Raw genomic sequence first — 13659 nt, forward strand, 5'->3', positions numbered from 1 at the left:
CTCAGTGTTGCGGCCCGGGGTGAGCAGGCTGCCGGGGATCCCCGTCCGGTGGATCAGTTGCGTGCCGACATCTTTGCGGACCTGCTGACCAGCGGCGGCAGAACCGGAGACCCGGGCGGTAACGCTGAGGGTGATGGTGTGTGGGTCCGGGGCGAGAACGAGACTGCTGACAGTTCCGATAGTGCTCACAGTCCGGACAACACGGGCAGTGCTGACAGTCCGGACAGTATTGAAAGTACTGGTCGCGGCCTCGGTGATCGGCTCGGCCGGGACATCAACCGCACCGGTGGCACAAACCCTGCTGGTGCCGGTAACGCCGGCAACAACGGCAACGGCAACGGCGACGGCGACGGAGGGAATGGTGACGATGAGAGGTCGGGCGGCCGTGGACAGGACCGTCCCATCAGGCACGGTTCCGGTGCCCGGACCGAGATCCTGGTCCTGATCACCGCCGAAAGCCTCCTCGGAGCCGATGAGGATCCTGCGGAACTGCACGGATACGGGCCGATCAGCGCGGAAACAGCCCGCAGGCTCGCCCGGCAGGCGGCCCGGTGGACTCCGGTGGAACGCGACCCGCACACCGAAGAGATCCTTCGGGTCGGCCGCCGGCGGAAAGTCCCGGCCAGGCTCCAGCGCTGGCTGCGGGCACGGGACGGTACCTGCCGGTTCCCGGGCTGCCGCACCAATGCCCTGATCTCCGAGATCGACCACACCAGACCCTGGTCCCATGGCGGGACAACGGATCATGACAACCTGGAACATTTGTGCCGGCGCCACCACATGTTCAAAACCCAAGGTTTTTGGAAAGCCCGTCAGCACTCACCCGGCATTATCGAATGGGTTTCACCGGGCGGCCGGACTTACCGCACCGAACCGCATCTTCACCTTGCCTCCGGTTCCGGTTCCGGTTCCGGTTCGGGCACGGGTTCCGGTTCTCCCTCCACGGGGACGCCGGGCGCTGGCAGCGAGTCGCCCCCGCCGTCGTCGTCGCTTTGGGGGTCACCTGACGATCCTGATCCTTACGACTACGGAGGCAACCCGCCGCCCTTCTAGACCACTACATTTCTGGGCCGCCGCGCTTCCAAGCATCCGCTCTATCTGATTCGCCGCACATCTAAACCGACGGGCGGCTGCGCTGCAGGACGTTCGCTACTATCTGTTCGGCTGTCGCTTGAGGCGAATTCCCGGCCGTAAAGGTTACGTCGGTGGCCAGCGAACGCGTCCCGGCGTCGTCGTGCCATTCAGCGAGAAAATCATGTCCGGCAGAAATCCACGTGGTTCCCTTCGATCTGAGCGACCGGCGCCGCAACTCGGCGAGAGCTGCCGAACGGTCAGGAGAGGGCAGGATCAGCACCACATGGGGCACAGTGGCGAGCGCGCTGGTTACGGACGCGATGCAATCCGGATCATGGTAAGACGTGTGGCCGGCACCCATCGCCATAACGCTCTCCGGATGATCTTCCACCGCACGACGGACCGCGTGCGCTCGGGCAGGCTCCCATGCTCTCTCCGCAGCAACCCGGCCGATCTGCTCGCTGCAGTCCACAAGCCGCTGGATGCTCCAGCCAACCTCGGCGTAATAGCGCTCACCGATCTCATCGAGGTCCACAAACGGCATCCCGAGATGCGCAGCAACCAGTTCGCCAACGGTGGTCTTACCGGCAGCCGCGGGGCCGATCAGGACGAGGGCTGGAGAGCGGAGCATGGGTTTGATCCTGCCACAGGCGACACTCGAAAATGGAGCAATCCAGCCTGCTAGGGTGTGCCCATGGATGGGGTGGCTGAGGTCTATCAACGGTTCGCGACGCTCGAAGCTGCGGGGATATCGCCTATCTTTGAAGCGTGGGCCAGAGGAGTTTCCGCAGACCCGGAGATCTGCACCCTGATCGCCTCGCTTCCCCGGAGCAAGCGACAACCCAATCTGGTGTTCGCCGTCGCGCGTTTGCTTGGCGCGCCTGAACAGAAGTACGCGCCGTTCAGGAACTGGTTGATGACGCACTGGAGCGAGGTGGTTCCTGTGGCGATGGTTCGTTCAACCCAGACTAATGAAGCGGCCAGATGCGCCGTGCTGCTGCCGGTGCTCAGTCGGTTGGAGGGCCCGATCAGCCTCATCGAGGCGGGTGCTTCGGCAGGGCTGTGCCTGTATCCGGATCGGTACAGTTACCGCTACGACGTCGGAGACCGGGTGGGCGCACTGGACCCCGAGCCAGGACCGAGTGACGTGGCGATCCCATGCCTGATTGACCAGACTGCGCTGCCCGCGCGGCTGCCCGACGTCGTCTGGCGGGCCGGAGTGGATCTGAATCCGCTGGATGTCCGAGATCCGGAGCAGATGGACTGGCTTGAAGCACTCGTGTGGCCGGAGCATGACGAACGGCGCAGCCGCCTCCGCCGCGCCGGACGCATCGCGGCCGCAGAACCGGCGCAGCTCGTCCGGGGCGACCTTCTTGAAACGATTCCGGCACTCATCGCTCAGGCGCCCGAAGGATCCACGGTTGTGGTGTTCCACAGTGCGGTGCTGGTCTATCTCCAGGCGGAGGACCGACGGCGTTTTGTTGAGTTGATGGGGACGTACCCGGACGTCGTCTGGATCAGCAATGAGGGAGCAGGGGTGCTGCCGTCCGTCACCGAACAGGTGCGGAAGCCCATTAACGGGCGCACGATTGTGGCAGTCAACGGCAAAGCCTGTGGTCTGGCGGGCCCGCACGGGCAGTCGTACGAGAGACTCCGGGAATCAGCTCGCGCTTTGGCGCCAGAGCACGGTGAAAAGCCATATCAACCAGCGAAACCAGTCAGCCACCATAAGGAGTCGACGCAATGACGAAGTACTTGATCTCATTCCCCAGCAGCGCCATGGTTCTCCCGGCAGCGGATCTGCCGGCGGTATCGGAGGCAGCGCATGCGGTGCTGCAGGAGGCGAAGGACGCGGGTGTCTGGGTGTTCGGCGGAGGCATTGATGAGAGTATTCGGCCGGTGATGGTCGACGGCGCCGGAACGGTTATCGAGGGCACGTACCCGCAGACGAAACAGATTGAAGGCGGATACACCGTGCTGGAACTGCCATCGCGTGAGGCAGCTCTGGAGTGGGCTGCAAAGATGGCGGCAGCCTGCCGGTGTGCGCAGGAAGTGCGCGCCTTCATGGACGATCCCGCCAGCTGAACCGGGAGGAGCCGCACCGCACCTGCCGCAGCAGGTCAGCCGGAGCGGGCTCCAATTGCAGTAGATTCTCTGGGGACCCGGTACCGGGCCTCGGGTTTCCGGACCGGCTTGGCAGTTATGAGAGGCAAATCGACGTGGCAGAACAACTCTTCCTGAAGCTCGTCCTCATTACTTGCATCATGCTGGGAGTCACGGGCATCGGCTGGTGGGCGCGGACGCATCCGAACCGGTCCAAGGAGAACCCCGAGCAGGTCCGGCTGCCGAAGGCAGTGCCGATTGTCGGCTGGCTGTTCATATGCGTGGGATTTCTGATGGGGCTGCTGGTCTTTGCCTCACCCGGCATGCCTCTCGGAGCCCAGATTGCTGCGGCGGCCATTTTTGCGTGCGGGCTCGCGTTCGTGGCAATGTACCGGAACTTCTACGTTGATCCGCGGGCACACGAAGTGGCGTTTCGCACCGCGTTCGGAATGGAGCACGTTGTCCCCTACAGCGACATTGCGCGTTACAGCCTGTTCAGATCCAGAGGACAGCAAATCCTGACGATCAAGTCCATTCACGGTGCGAAGCTCAGCATCAACATCGGCACCTTCGATGTGGGGCCTCTGCTGCGGGCCATTGAATATCATCAGGTGACCGGCCGCTGGCCTGCCCGCGTTGGAGCTGCTGGCCCGGGCGTATCCGGAAGCTGACCCCGGGGTGGCCCAGTGCCAGCGAGCCATGCCATGCACCGCCCTTGTGCAGGGCACGCCCGAACGGGTGGTTTCGGGGATCGGGAGTTTTCCTGGATGGCGCGTCCGAGGAGAGGATGCTCTCCCATACGGAGGAACGGATGCTGCCGGACGGAGTGGTCCTGAACCTCCGCCTCCTGTTCGAGCACCGTGTCAAGAACGGAGCGGCACGTCTTGATGCCGCGGGGGAGTGACTGCCCCAGCTTGGGTTTGCCGGCCCGTGTGGAAGGAGGACTCTTCAACTACCGGCGCAACCGGTGTTAGCTGGAAGGCACTGATCTAACCGATATGCGGCCGCCCCTGCGCGGGAAGGAGATCGACATGACGGAGCACCTCCGCAGATTTGCGGATCTCTATCGAAAGCAAGGTCCATGGTGCCTCGCTTATGTGGACGCCAGTGCCGGAGGGGCGGAAGGTGCGGAAGCTGCCGAAGTCCGCCCCGGTGAGGTTCGCGCAGCCCTGGCGCAGCAAGGGGCTCCAGCGCAGGACCTGGCAGCCATGGAAGCTGCGGTGGATCCGGCGCGCGGACTGCCCGCCCCGATCTCCCGCTTTGTGCTCGTTCGGCAGGGAACGGTGGAGCTGAACGAACTGCTGCCCGGACCGCTGGTAACACCAAAACACGTTTCCGTGGGTCCTGTTCCGGACCTGCTGCCGCTCATTAAGCACCGTCCCGAAGAATTCCCGTACATCGTTGTGGAAGCAACACGGGAGGACGCCGAGATCCGGCTGGAGTACGTGGGCCGTCCCGGACCCGCGGCGGTGGAGGGTGTGAGGGGGTCCACCGAGGACATCAGCAAACTGTCCGCCGGTGTGGACTGGGCACAGAGCAAACAACAGCGCCGGACCGAAGAAATCTGGCGCCGGAACGCAGAGGAAGTTGCTGGCCAGATCGACCGAATTGCCGACAGCAGCGGTGCCCGGCTGATTGTCCTTGCCGGAGACATCCGTGCCCGGGGGCTGGTGCAGGACCAGCTGGCTGAGGCCCACAAGCCGCTGGTCACCATGATCGATTCCGAAACCCGGCCGGAAGACTCCCACCAGCATCTTTTCCAGGACAAGGTCCAGGAACGTATCGCCCTGCAGTGGGCGGCCGAGCAGGAACAAATCATGGACCGCCTTGCTTTGCAGGAGGGACAGGCCAACCCCGAATCCGCCGTCGGCGTGGGTGCAGTGGTCCATGCGCTTCAGCAGGCCCAGGTTGATGTGCTGATCCTCAACGACAAAGCCCTCAGCGACCGTCAGCTGCTGGTTCTGGCCAGCGAGCCGTGGGTTGCCACTGCGGAGGAACAAGCCCTCGGCGCGGAGTCGCTGGGCCGGGTTCCTGCCCCGACAGCACTGCTGCGAGCGGCGGCTCTGACGGACGCCAGCCTGCTTTTGGTGCCCGACGGCGTCCTGCCCGGAGGGGTGCAAGCTGCCGCCCTGCTGCGCTGGCCCACCGGACCCGCTGCCCCCGGAGCCGACGCTACATAGAAGTGCTGCCGTCCTGTCCCCGGCCGGACGAGTACACCGAAAACAGTTCACATGCCCGACACGGCAAAACAGAAGAAGCGGGAACCGGGTGATCCGGTTCCCGCTTCTTCTGTGCCCCGGGCACCTGCCGGGGAGCTTGTCTTGAATCCGGTTAGGAAACCGGAGCCAGCTCCGGGTAATCCGTGTAGCCGGCGGCACCGTCGGTGTAGACGGTCGCCTGGTCGACCTCGTTCAGCGGCAGGTCTTCCTGCCAGCGGCGGGCCAGGTCAGGGTTGGCGATGACGGGGCGGCCGACGACGACGGCGTCGGCCAGGTCCTCTTCGAGGACCATGATGGCGTCTTCGCGGCTGGTGACCGTACCGAACCCGGTGTTCATCAGCACCGGGCCGTTGAAGCGGTGGCGCAGGTCCTGGATCATCTCGTCGGCCGGGTCCTTGTGCAGGATGGACAGGTAGGCCGGCTTGAGGTCGGCGATGCCGTCCACCAGGGCGGTGTAGGTGGCGGTCACGTCGGCGCGGTCGGTTTCCAGCACGCCCTGGATGTTGTGTTCCGGGGAGATGCGGATGGCGGTGTGCTCGGCTCCGATGGCCTCGGCCACGGCACGGTAGGTCTCAATGACCATCCGGGCACGGTTTTCCGGGGAGCCGCCGTAGTTATCCGTGCGGGTGTTGGAGACGGGGGAAAGGAATTCCTGCAGCAGGTAGCCGTTGGCACCGTGCAGCTCGACGCCGTCGAACCCTGCCTTCATCGCGTTCTGCGCGGCGGAAACGAAGTCGGAGACGACGCCGGGGAGTTCGGCTTCGGTGAGGGCGTGCGGCACCGGGAAGGGCTGCTTGCCGTCGTAGGTGTGGGCCATGCCCTCGACCGCGATGGCGCTGGGGGCCTGCGGCTGGCGGCCGCCGTTGATGTTTTCGTGGGCGACGCGTCCGGAGTGCATGAGCTGGGCGACGATCCGGCCGCCGGCGGCGTGGACGGCGTCTGTGACGCGCTTCCAGCCTGTGACGTGGTCTTCGGTGACGAGGCCGGGCATCAGGGCGTTGCCCTGGCCGGGGAAGGAGGGGTAGATGCCGTCGGTGACGATCAGGCCCAGGGAGGCGCGCTGGCGGTAGTGCTCGACCATGATGTCGGTGGGCACGCCGCTGCGGTCCGCGCGCACGCGGGACATTGGGGCCATGACGAGGCGGTTGGGCAGTTCCATGGTGCCGACGGTGAGCGGGGTAAACAGTTTCACGGGTGGAGGGTTCCTTCTGTCGCTGGCATCAGGACTGAAAGTGCCCTGGGCCGTAGTTCGTATATCCAGCGACAACAGGGGGCAATACGCCGGTTATTCCGCAAAGCATCCCAAGTCACACTGTTCAGAGCGCTGAAACGCCCAAGAGTACAAGCGGAACCGCCACAAAAAACGTCAGGAAAACGACGACGGCGGCCCGCCCTTTGGAAGTTCCGATGTTCACCGTCACACCGGTGCCGAAACCTCCTCTCTTGGGAACCATGATGCGCGGATCCTTCGGATTGTTGTAGATGCCGCCGGCTATCCACAGCTTGTCCTCTTCCTGCTCCCGGACCGTGGGCGTGATCCCGTTTCTCAGTGCTGTCCGGCGTGCCCAGCGGGAGGACAGAGCGGAGGCGGCAAGGACAGCAACCAGGATCAGGACAATCACGAGGAGCACGGATCCGGCAGGAAAACCGTCCGGATTTTTCCACGCTGACACCGACACCACAGCCATAAGAGCCGCCATCAGAACGGACATGCCTCCCATCCCCGCCACAATGCCCCGAATCATTCCTTCCCGGCGCCAGAGTTCCCACGGCGTGGCATCTGGGTTTCGAGGAACCATACGGGGAGCTGCGGCAGAAATCAGGGCCAGAAAGACACTCACGCCAGCGCCGACCAGCAGCGGGGCGAAAACTGAACCGAAGGACTTGTCGGCCCATTCATCGGGTGTACTGCTTGCTCCCCAGTGGGTGGGAATCATCTCGGGGAGGGAGTCATAGATGGTGGTGCCGTACGCGAAGAAGGCCGCCAAAATAAGCACGCCTACGGGATGAATCAGCCAGAGTAGAGCCCGTCCGCGGGTCATTTTGACGTCGATGTCCGTTTCCATGAATTCACACTAGCCCGAATTCCAGCCGAATCCGCAGAGCCGCTTCACCGGTATTTAGAATAACTGTCCGACCCTCCTCCGTTATGGTGGATCGGATTTACTTCCCGCTAAAGACAGGGAAGGAACTGTACTTCCCGTAATCGCTGATCTGCAGATGCTGCAGCGTGTTCATATCCTCGGCGCTGATGACGAAGTCGACGTCAGCATTGGACCGCATATGATCCGGGTTGGACGTCTTGGGCAGCGAAACGGTACCCAACTGCAGGGTGTAGCGGATGCACAGCTGCGGAACGGTCACCGCGTAGCGCTCGGCCATGGCGGTGACATCGGCGTTTTTCAGCATTTCCCCGTGGGCGATCGGGGAGTAAGCCTCCGCAAGGATGCTGTTTGCGGTGCAGTAGGCAAGCAGTTCCGACGGCGTATTGCCCACGTGGACAAGAATCTGGTTGACCTGGGGCGCCACTGTGCAGACAGAGAGGATATTCTCCAGGTCCTGCTGCTCGAAGTTGGAGACACCGATGGAGCGGAGCTTGCCCGCCTGCTGAGCTTCTTCGAGCGCATGCCAGGCTTCCCGGTTTCCCTCCGCGTAGGAACCGCCGCGCCAATCGTTCCAGGGCTGCGGACTGTGGATCAGCATGAGGTCGAGGTAATCCAGACCCATCGTGGCCAGTGACTTATCGATGGCGGCCACCGCATGCGGATAGTCCTTGATCTCGGCTGCGAGTTTGCTGGACACGAACAGCTCCCCGCGGGGAACTCCGCCGGTGCGCACGCCCTCACCAACCCCGCGCTCATTGCCGTAGGCCTGGGCGGTATCGATGTTGCGGTAGCCGAGCGAGATCGCATCCCGGGCCGCTTGGGCAGCGCTGGCATCATCGATGAACCAGGTGCCCAGGCCCAGCTTCGGGATTCTCAGCCCGTTGGCCAGTGTGTAGGTTTCGTTTAGGATCATTTATTCCGCTCCTGGAGGTGAGGGTGTCGGCCTTGTCCTGATAGACCTCGGACCGCCGAGCAGGCGGGCAAGTGCTTGTGCCGGATCATCGAGCTCCTGTCCGTGCGAGAAGAGTATGCGTGCCGGGCCAAGCTCGGCGATTCGTGCCAGGGATTCTTCGGCGCGGAAGGCGTCCGCCGTGAACAACTCGGGCGGTCGGGTTGCGTCACCGCGTTCAGATGCGGCGGCGTCGCCAATAAACAGGGTCCCGGTTGGCTGGTGGAAAATGCACACATGGCCGGCGGTGTGCCCGGGAGTAGCAAGAACCTCGAAGCCCTGAATCACTGTCCCTTCTCCGACGGGTGTAATCCCGTGGGGTGCCCGGATATTCGGCTCGTCCGGGCCGCCCGCATAGATGGCTGCCAGGGGAGCTTTCTCGGTGAGGGCAAAAAGGGATCCAGTATGGTCCGGGTGCGAATGCGTGATGATGATGTCCCGGACGTCATCGAAGCTTCCCCCGAGTGCCTGGACCGCTGCGGCAATGCCTGCCTCGGCGTCGGGCATTCCGGTGTCAATGATGACGATGCCCGCCGGCTGGGCCACAGCGTAACAGCGCACATCGATCATCAGCGGTTCCGGACCTGCGACCCCGGCCGGAATCACCATGTCACGAACCACTTCTTGGACCTGCAGCTGCCCACTTCCACCACTGGGATGTTCGCTCATGGCCATGCTCCTTGTGCTGGGATACGGCCCATTCAGCGTATTCCGGCACAAAGGATTTTGACCCGGGTAATCAAAAAAATCCGGGATGGGAGCGCAGCTAAGGGTTCGTCCGGTGCCGCAGCCGACTAGAAAAGCGGCCAGGGCACGGGCGGCATCTGCCCGCGCGGGGCAGGAAAGAGCCCCTTTGACCGCAGCCGGACGCAACGCGCGGCGAACGACTCAATCTCCTCGGCAGTGAGAAGCTCGGCCAACTTCGCACCGAGCTCGCCCTGCAGTCCTTCGAGGACCCGCCCAACGCCGTCGAGCTCCTCGGCGTTCAACTCCTCTCCCATCCAGCCCCACAGCACGGTGCGCAGCTTGTGCTCGTGATGGAAAGTGAGCCCATGGTCCACGCCGTACCGGTGCCCGTCGCCCATGGGAAGCACGTGGTCGCCCTTGCGGTCGGCGTTGTTGACCAGCACATCGAACACCGCCATCCGGCGCAGCGCCTGCGTGTCTTCGTGGATGAGGGCAACAATCCGGCCGCTGTCGTCCTGGCCCTCAAGGACCTGCTTCCACCCGGTCGCGGGGACGTCCTCTTCTGCCACCAGATCCACAGCGTTCTGCTCGGGGTCGGTGTCCTGCCAGAGCTGGACCATGCCCTCGCCGAGCGGACCGTCGCGCAGCCAGGTGCGCGGCACAATATTCCAGCCCAGAAACTCGGACACCAGATAGGCGGCCACCTCGCGGTGTGCCAGGAAACCGTCGGGAAAATCCCAGAGCGGCTTCTCGCCCGCAATGGGTTTGTAGACGACGGCGGCATCGCCGATGTGCCCCAGGAACGTGGCGTTGGACGCCGTCGTAATGCGGCCGGTGAGCGTGAGCTCTGCGGTCACCAGGTCGGGCGCGGGCATCAGGCCTCGGGGAAGGTGCAGGTATGTCCGTCGGCGTCGATCGGCTGCCCGCAGATTACGCAGATGGGACGTCCGGCGCCGACGACTTCCCGGGTGCGCTTGGCGAAGGCACGGGCGGTGCCCACCGGCATGCTGACCCGCAGCACTTCGGCGGGGTCGGCGTCGTCGTCCTCCTCGAGGAATCCGTCATCGTCCGGATCAACCTCCTCGAGCGGATAAGCCTCAATAACGAGCTGTGCCGTTGTCGGATCCCAGCCCAGGCTCATCACGCCTGCGCGGAACTGTTCCGAGACTGTCGCGAGATCATCGTTGTCGACAAGCTCGATGGGTGTGCTCGCGGGAACGTGGAAGGGATTGCCCTCAACGGTCATCAGCTGGTCAAGGATTTCGTCGATTTTCTCGGCGAGCTGAGCTGACTGCTGCTTCTCCAGGGCGATGCTGACGATCTGCTTCCCTGCTTGCACCTGAAGATAGAAGGTGCGCTGGCCCGGTACGCCGACAGTGCCGACGACGACGCGGTCAGGCCAGACGAACTCGTGAACGGTTGTAGGCATGGGACTATCTTAGGCTCATCCTGCCGCTGGCGCCGTGTGCCCTGCGCCACCGCCCACCGGGGCTTCCTCCGGCGTTGGGCTGGCCGCCAGCCAGGACAGATCCCCGGCGTCGGTGTTGGTCGCCAACACGGTGGGGCGTCCCTTGCCGTAGTGCACGATCGATACGGAGGCCGGGCCCACGGTGATCCGCTGGAACAGGTCAAGGTGCATGCCGAGCGCATCGGCGAGGACCGACTTGATGATGTCGCCGTGGCTCACCGCTGCCCACACTGCGCCCGGCCCGTGCTCGGCTTCGAAGGCTGCGTCGTGGCGCCGGATTGCCGCCACGGATCTGGCCTGCATGCCGGCCATGGATTCGCCGCCGGGAAAAGTGACGGCGGACGGTTGCGTCTGTACTGCCGACCACAGGTTTTCTTTGGCCAGATCACTGAGGGTGCGGCCCTGCCACTGGCCGTAATCGCATTCGGTCAGGTCCGGCTCAATCGGGGTGTGCGGGATGCCCTGCTGGTGGTCGAGGATAAATTGCGCAGTCTGCAGGCAGCGCTCCAGCGGGCTGGACACCACTCCCACGAGGGGAACCGCAGCGATCCGGTTCCCGGTGACAGTCGCCTGTCCGCGGCCAACTTCGTCGAGTTCGACGCCGGGGGTGCGGCCGGCCAGCAGTCCGGACGCATTCGCTGTGGTGCGGCCGTGCCGCACGAGGATTACTGTTGCCATCTGCCCAGCCTAACCGGCTGCACCATCTCTACCCGAGAAGAATCGAGGGAACGAGTGTTCCTCTCAAATCAATATCGATTTCTTGTAAATTGAAAAAATGTCATCATTGCGGGGCATTCTGGGGGTTAGTCGTAAATACACAACCGGTATGTGGACGGAACGGAATGAGTCATTTGAAGCACACGCGAACTGTTGACGGAAAAACATTGACCGGAGCACGACAGCGGCAACCAGACAAAGTCCTTATGTGGTCGATGCTGACACTGGAGCCGTCGCCGGAGGCAGGCTTTGATGGCAAACAAAATTCGGAGCACAAAGATGTGGGCGATGAAATAGTCCGCCATATTGTCGCCCCGCTTCGTTCCCTGGCACGGAGCTGGGGCGGCCACCGGTTCAACTTTTCGAGGAGCCTCGAAACTTCCCCTCCGCAAGTGCAGCTGCACCTGCTTGCCCCTGACAACGTAGTCGAGCGGGTTTGGAACTTTGCGCACGCCCTGGCGGATGCGAACAGGGCGAAAGTGGGTGCCGTGACACTGTCTCAATCAGAGGACATTCTTTATCCTCCAAGTCCGGGTGACTCTCTGCCTGAGGTCATGGAGGCGGCCCTTGCACGGTTCGGCGGGCATGAGGGCCTGAAGCTGGCGGGTGAGGTTTCGGAGGTTTCCTCTGATGTGGCGATGTGGGCGGTCAACCGGTTTCCCGGCCACAGCATGCGCTCAACGCTGGCAGCCCTGCTGCTCTTCGACACCGGCCATGCGCTGATGCACGGACCCCGGTCCGCTCTCTGGCCCGACCGCAGGACCGTTAGCTGGGACTATTACTGGGACACTCATTTTAGGTTCCGTACACCTTCTTTCTCTTCGCGGGCCGAGCAGGTGCACAGATCAATGACGGCGCAAATGCCCTCAGGGATCATGCCCGCCCATCGGATGATGGCCGCCCTGGCGTCCGAGCCGTCAGTGGAGGTCTGGCGCAACCGCTGGGCAGAGACCATCGATGTGTATCTCTACCGGGCGGACAAACAACGCACCAGCCGCGGTGCCCAGCAGCTGGCCAAGGCAGCAAGCAAGCTCCTGCTTAACCGAATGGGCATTCCCCTCCATGAGGAGGCCGCCCTTGGGCTGTATGCGCGCGCCTGGAGTAAGGACCTGGAGGTGCAGCTGTCGGGCGGAAATTGACGGTGGACGCCGTCGGGCTGGCCCATGTCGGTGGCTTCGGATCAGGAAGCGATGTACCGCTAAGAGACGTACCGCCGCGGCCCTCCGGGGGAGCGGATCGAAGATGATCATCCGGAAGCGGCTCCGTCCGGGGTGTCCTCCGGGCCGTCATCGCCGCTGATCCACTGCGCGAAGCGCGCACCGGGATCTCCTCCGATGATCAGGAAGCGGGCGAAGAGGGTAAGCGGCACAGCCAGCAGTGAGCCGACCGCTCCCAGCAGGGTTGTCCAAAGAACCACCGAGGCGAAGGTCAGCGTGACGCTCAGCCTTACTGATTCCCCCACGAACCGGGGCTGGATCAGCACTTGGAGGGTGACGTTGACGATGCAGTAAATGGCCAGCACCAGCAGTCCCAGCTCCCATCCGCCGACGGCGACAGCGAGCACGACGGGAGGCACCACGCCCAGGACGAAACCGATATTGGGGATGTAGTTGGTGACGAACGCGAGCACCGCCCAGACGAATGGACCGGGTACGCCGAGGACCCAGAGGGCGAGTCCGTCAATCACCGCGACGATCAGCCCGAATATTGAGTTGACGAGGAAGTACCGGTTGGTTGCGGTGGTGAACCGGTTGAAGGCCTGCAGCCGCCGGCCGCTCGCCTCCGCTAGCTCGGTCGGGGGATTCTGCCACCGTGCAGCATCCATCCCGAGGAACATCGCGTAGGCGAAGACAAAAAAGACGGCCGTGCCCAGGCCCAGCAGCTGCGTGCCGGCATTGAAAACGGTCGTCAGCAGTGTAGATGGCTGGATTGCCCCGGTGACCTCGTCCATCGACACGGTGCTGAATCCGAGGCTATGGAAAAACGACTCAATCGTCTCGGCGCTCTCTTGCAGTTGGCCTGCGTAGGTGGCCAGAATGCGCGCGAATTGCCCCAGGGCCAGAAGGACCAGCACGGCCAGAACCACCAGGATTCCCCACGCGATCGACACGACGACGAGCGTGCCTACCCAGCTTGGGGTGCCGCGCCGGTCCAAGGGTTTTCGTGCGGGCAGCGCGATAATGACGAGCGCCGCGGCCAGCACCAGCGGTCCCAGGATCGACCGGCCTGCCCATACCGTCCAGCAGGCACCACCGGCAGCCGCCAAGGTCAGCAGAATCCGCGCTGGCCTGGCAAGTCCGGATGCCCCGGGCAGCTCACGATCACTCATGCGGCCTC

15 protein-coding genes are annotated in these 13659 nt (G+C 63.7%); 6 read left to right on the top strand and 9 right to left on the bottom strand.

Going from position 1 to position 13659, the window contains the following annotated elements; all coding sequences use genetic code 11:
* On the top strand, window positions 1–1053 hold a 1053-nt coding region (locus tag AC4D2Q_RS09530), incomplete at its 5' end, for an HNH endonuclease signature motif containing protein (protein ID WP_490946228.1).
* Between the two features lie 61 nt (window positions 1054–1114).
* Here the strand turns inward: AC4D2Q_RS09530 and AC4D2Q_RS09535 are convergent.
* Window positions 1115–1705: a shikimate kinase gene (locus AC4D2Q_RS09535; protein WP_490946229.1), complete on the bottom strand. Its 591-nt coding sequence runs from the start codon at window positions 1703–1705 to the stop codon at window positions 1115–1117.
* A gap of 63 nt (window positions 1706–1768) precedes the next feature.
* Between AC4D2Q_RS09535 and AC4D2Q_RS09540 the strand changes: the two genes are divergently transcribed.
* The 4 genes from AC4D2Q_RS09540 to AC4D2Q_RS09555 all read left to right on the top strand — a co-directional run bounded on the left by AC4D2Q_RS09540 (window position 1769) and on the right by AC4D2Q_RS09555 (window position 5357).
* Window positions 1769–2821, top strand: coding sequence for a DUF2332 domain-containing protein (locus tag AC4D2Q_RS09540; RefSeq protein WP_490946230.1), 1053 nt, complete (start codon window positions 1769–1771; stop codon window positions 2819–2821).
* Window positions 2818–3159, top strand: a complete 342-nt coding sequence (locus tag AC4D2Q_RS09545) for a YciI family protein (RefSeq protein WP_490946231.1) — start codon at window positions 2818–2820, stop codon at window positions 3157–3159. The genes AC4D2Q_RS09540 and AC4D2Q_RS09545 overlap by 4 nt, the downstream gene beginning before the upstream one ends.
* A 134-nt stretch (window positions 3160–3293) precedes the next feature.
* Window positions 3294–3848, top strand: coding sequence for a hypothetical protein (locus AC4D2Q_RS09550; RefSeq protein WP_490946232.1), 555 nt, complete (start codon window positions 3294–3296; stop codon window positions 3846–3848).
* A gap of 360 nt (window positions 3849–4208) precedes the next feature.
* A complete protein-coding gene (locus AC4D2Q_RS09555) occupies window positions 4209–5357 on the top strand; it encodes a baeRF2 domain-containing protein (RefSeq protein ID WP_490946233.1) in 1149 nt (382 codons plus the stop codon).
* A 151-nt stretch (window positions 5358–5508) separates the two neighbouring features.
* Here AC4D2Q_RS09555 and AC4D2Q_RS09560 read toward each other — a convergent pair whose 3' ends face one another.
* From AC4D2Q_RS09560 to AC4D2Q_RS09590, 7 genes are all read right to left on the bottom strand, one after another.
* Entirely contained in the window at window positions 5509–6588 is a 1080-nt protein-coding gene (locus tag AC4D2Q_RS09560; protein ID WP_490946234.1) for an alkene reductase, read from the bottom strand.
* A gap of 124 nt (window positions 6589–6712) precedes the next feature.
* On the bottom strand, window positions 6713–7462 hold the full coding sequence (locus tag AC4D2Q_RS09565) for a DUF1648 domain-containing protein (protein WP_490946235.1): 750 nt from the start codon (window positions 7460–7462) through the stop codon (window positions 6713–6715).
* Window positions 7463–7559: 97 nt separating this feature from the next.
* A complete protein-coding gene (locus tag AC4D2Q_RS09570) occupies window positions 7560–8414 on the bottom strand; it encodes an aldo/keto reductase (protein ID WP_490946236.1) in 855 nt (284 codons plus the stop codon).
* Window positions 8415–9119: an MBL fold metallo-hydrolase gene (locus AC4D2Q_RS09575; RefSeq protein WP_490946237.1), complete on the bottom strand. Its 705-nt coding sequence runs from the start codon at window positions 9117–9119 to the stop codon at window positions 8415–8417.
* Between the two features lie 125 nt (window positions 9120–9244).
* Window positions 9245–10012 (bottom strand): SCO1664 family protein, encoded by a 768-nt coding sequence (locus AC4D2Q_RS09580; protein WP_490946238.1) that lies wholly within the window; start codon window positions 10010–10012, stop codon window positions 9245–9247.
* Window positions 10012–10566: a DUF3090 family protein gene (locus AC4D2Q_RS09585; protein ID WP_400932218.1), complete on the bottom strand. Its 555-nt coding sequence runs from the start codon at window positions 10564–10566 to the stop codon at window positions 10012–10014. Before AC4D2Q_RS09585 ends, AC4D2Q_RS09580 begins: the two co-directional genes overlap by 1 nt.
* A 15-nt stretch (window positions 10567–10581) precedes the next feature.
* Window positions 10582–11283 carry a histidine phosphatase family protein gene (locus AC4D2Q_RS09590; protein WP_490946239.1) on the bottom strand — a complete coding sequence of 234 codons (702 nt, stop codon included), beginning with the start codon at window positions 11281–11283 and terminating at the stop codon, window positions 10582–10584.
* A 254-nt stretch (window positions 11284–11537) separates the two neighbouring features.
* On the opposite strand from AC4D2Q_RS09590, the gene AC4D2Q_RS09595 reads away from it, so the two are divergent.
* Window positions 11538–12461 carry a lantibiotic dehydratase C-terminal domain-containing protein gene (locus tag AC4D2Q_RS09595; protein ID WP_490946583.1) on the top strand — a complete coding sequence of 308 codons (924 nt, stop codon included), beginning with the start codon at window positions 11538–11540 and terminating at the stop codon, window positions 12459–12461.
* 107 nt (window positions 12462–12568) lie between these two features.
* On the opposite strand, the gene AC4D2Q_RS09600 is transcribed toward AC4D2Q_RS09595, so the two are convergent.
* Entirely contained in the window at window positions 12569–13651 is a 1083-nt protein-coding gene (locus AC4D2Q_RS09600) for an AI-2E family transporter (protein ID WP_490946240.1), read from the bottom strand.
* Window positions 13652–13659 lie beyond the last annotated feature (8 nt).

Source organism: Arthrobacter sp. TJ-178 (assembly GCF_058269275.1).

Coding starts and splice junctions, on each gene's coding strand:
- AC4D2Q_RS09535 (WP_490946229.1), bottom strand. CDS start 1,705: ATGCTCCGCTCTCCAGCCCTCGTCCTGATCGGCCCCGCGGCTGCCGGT.
- AC4D2Q_RS09540 (WP_490946230.1), top strand. CDS start 1,769: ATGGATGGGGTGGCTGAGGTCTATCAACGGTTCGCGACGCTCGAAGCT.
- AC4D2Q_RS09545 (WP_490946231.1), top strand. CDS start 2,818: ATGACGAAGTACTTGATCTCATTCCCCAGCAGCGCCATGGTTCTCCCG.
- AC4D2Q_RS09555 (WP_490946233.1), top strand. CDS start 4,209: ATGACGGAGCACCTCCGCAGATTTGCGGATCTCTATCGAAAGCAAGGT.
- AC4D2Q_RS09565 (WP_490946235.1), bottom strand. CDS start 7,462: ATGGAAACGGACATCGACGTCAAAATGACCCGCGGACGGGCTCTACTC.
- AC4D2Q_RS09570 (WP_490946236.1), bottom strand. CDS start 8,414: ATGATCCTAAACGAAACCTACACACTGGCCAACGGGCTGAGAATCCCG.
- AC4D2Q_RS09575 (WP_490946237.1), bottom strand. CDS start 9,119: ATGAGCGAACATCCCAGTGGTGGAAGTGGGCAGCTGCAGGTCCAAGAA.
- AC4D2Q_RS09580 (WP_490946238.1), bottom strand. CDS start 10,012: ATGCCCGCGCCCGACCTGGTGACCGCAGAGCTCACGCTCACCGGCCGC.
- AC4D2Q_RS09585 (WP_400932218.1), bottom strand. CDS start 10,566: ATGCCTACAACCGTTCACGAGTTCGTCTGGCCTGACCGCGTCGTCGTC.
- AC4D2Q_RS09590 (WP_490946239.1), bottom strand. CDS start 11,283: ATGGCAACAGTAATCCTCGTGCGGCACGGCCGCACCACAGCGAATGCG.
- AC4D2Q_RS09595 (WP_490946583.1), top strand. CDS start 11,538: ATGCTGACACTGGAGCCGTCGCCGGAGGCAGGCTTTGATGGCAAACAA.
- AC4D2Q_RS09600 (WP_490946240.1), bottom strand. CDS start 13,651: ATGAGTGATCGTGAGCTGCCCGGGGCATCCGGACTTGCCAGGCCAGCG.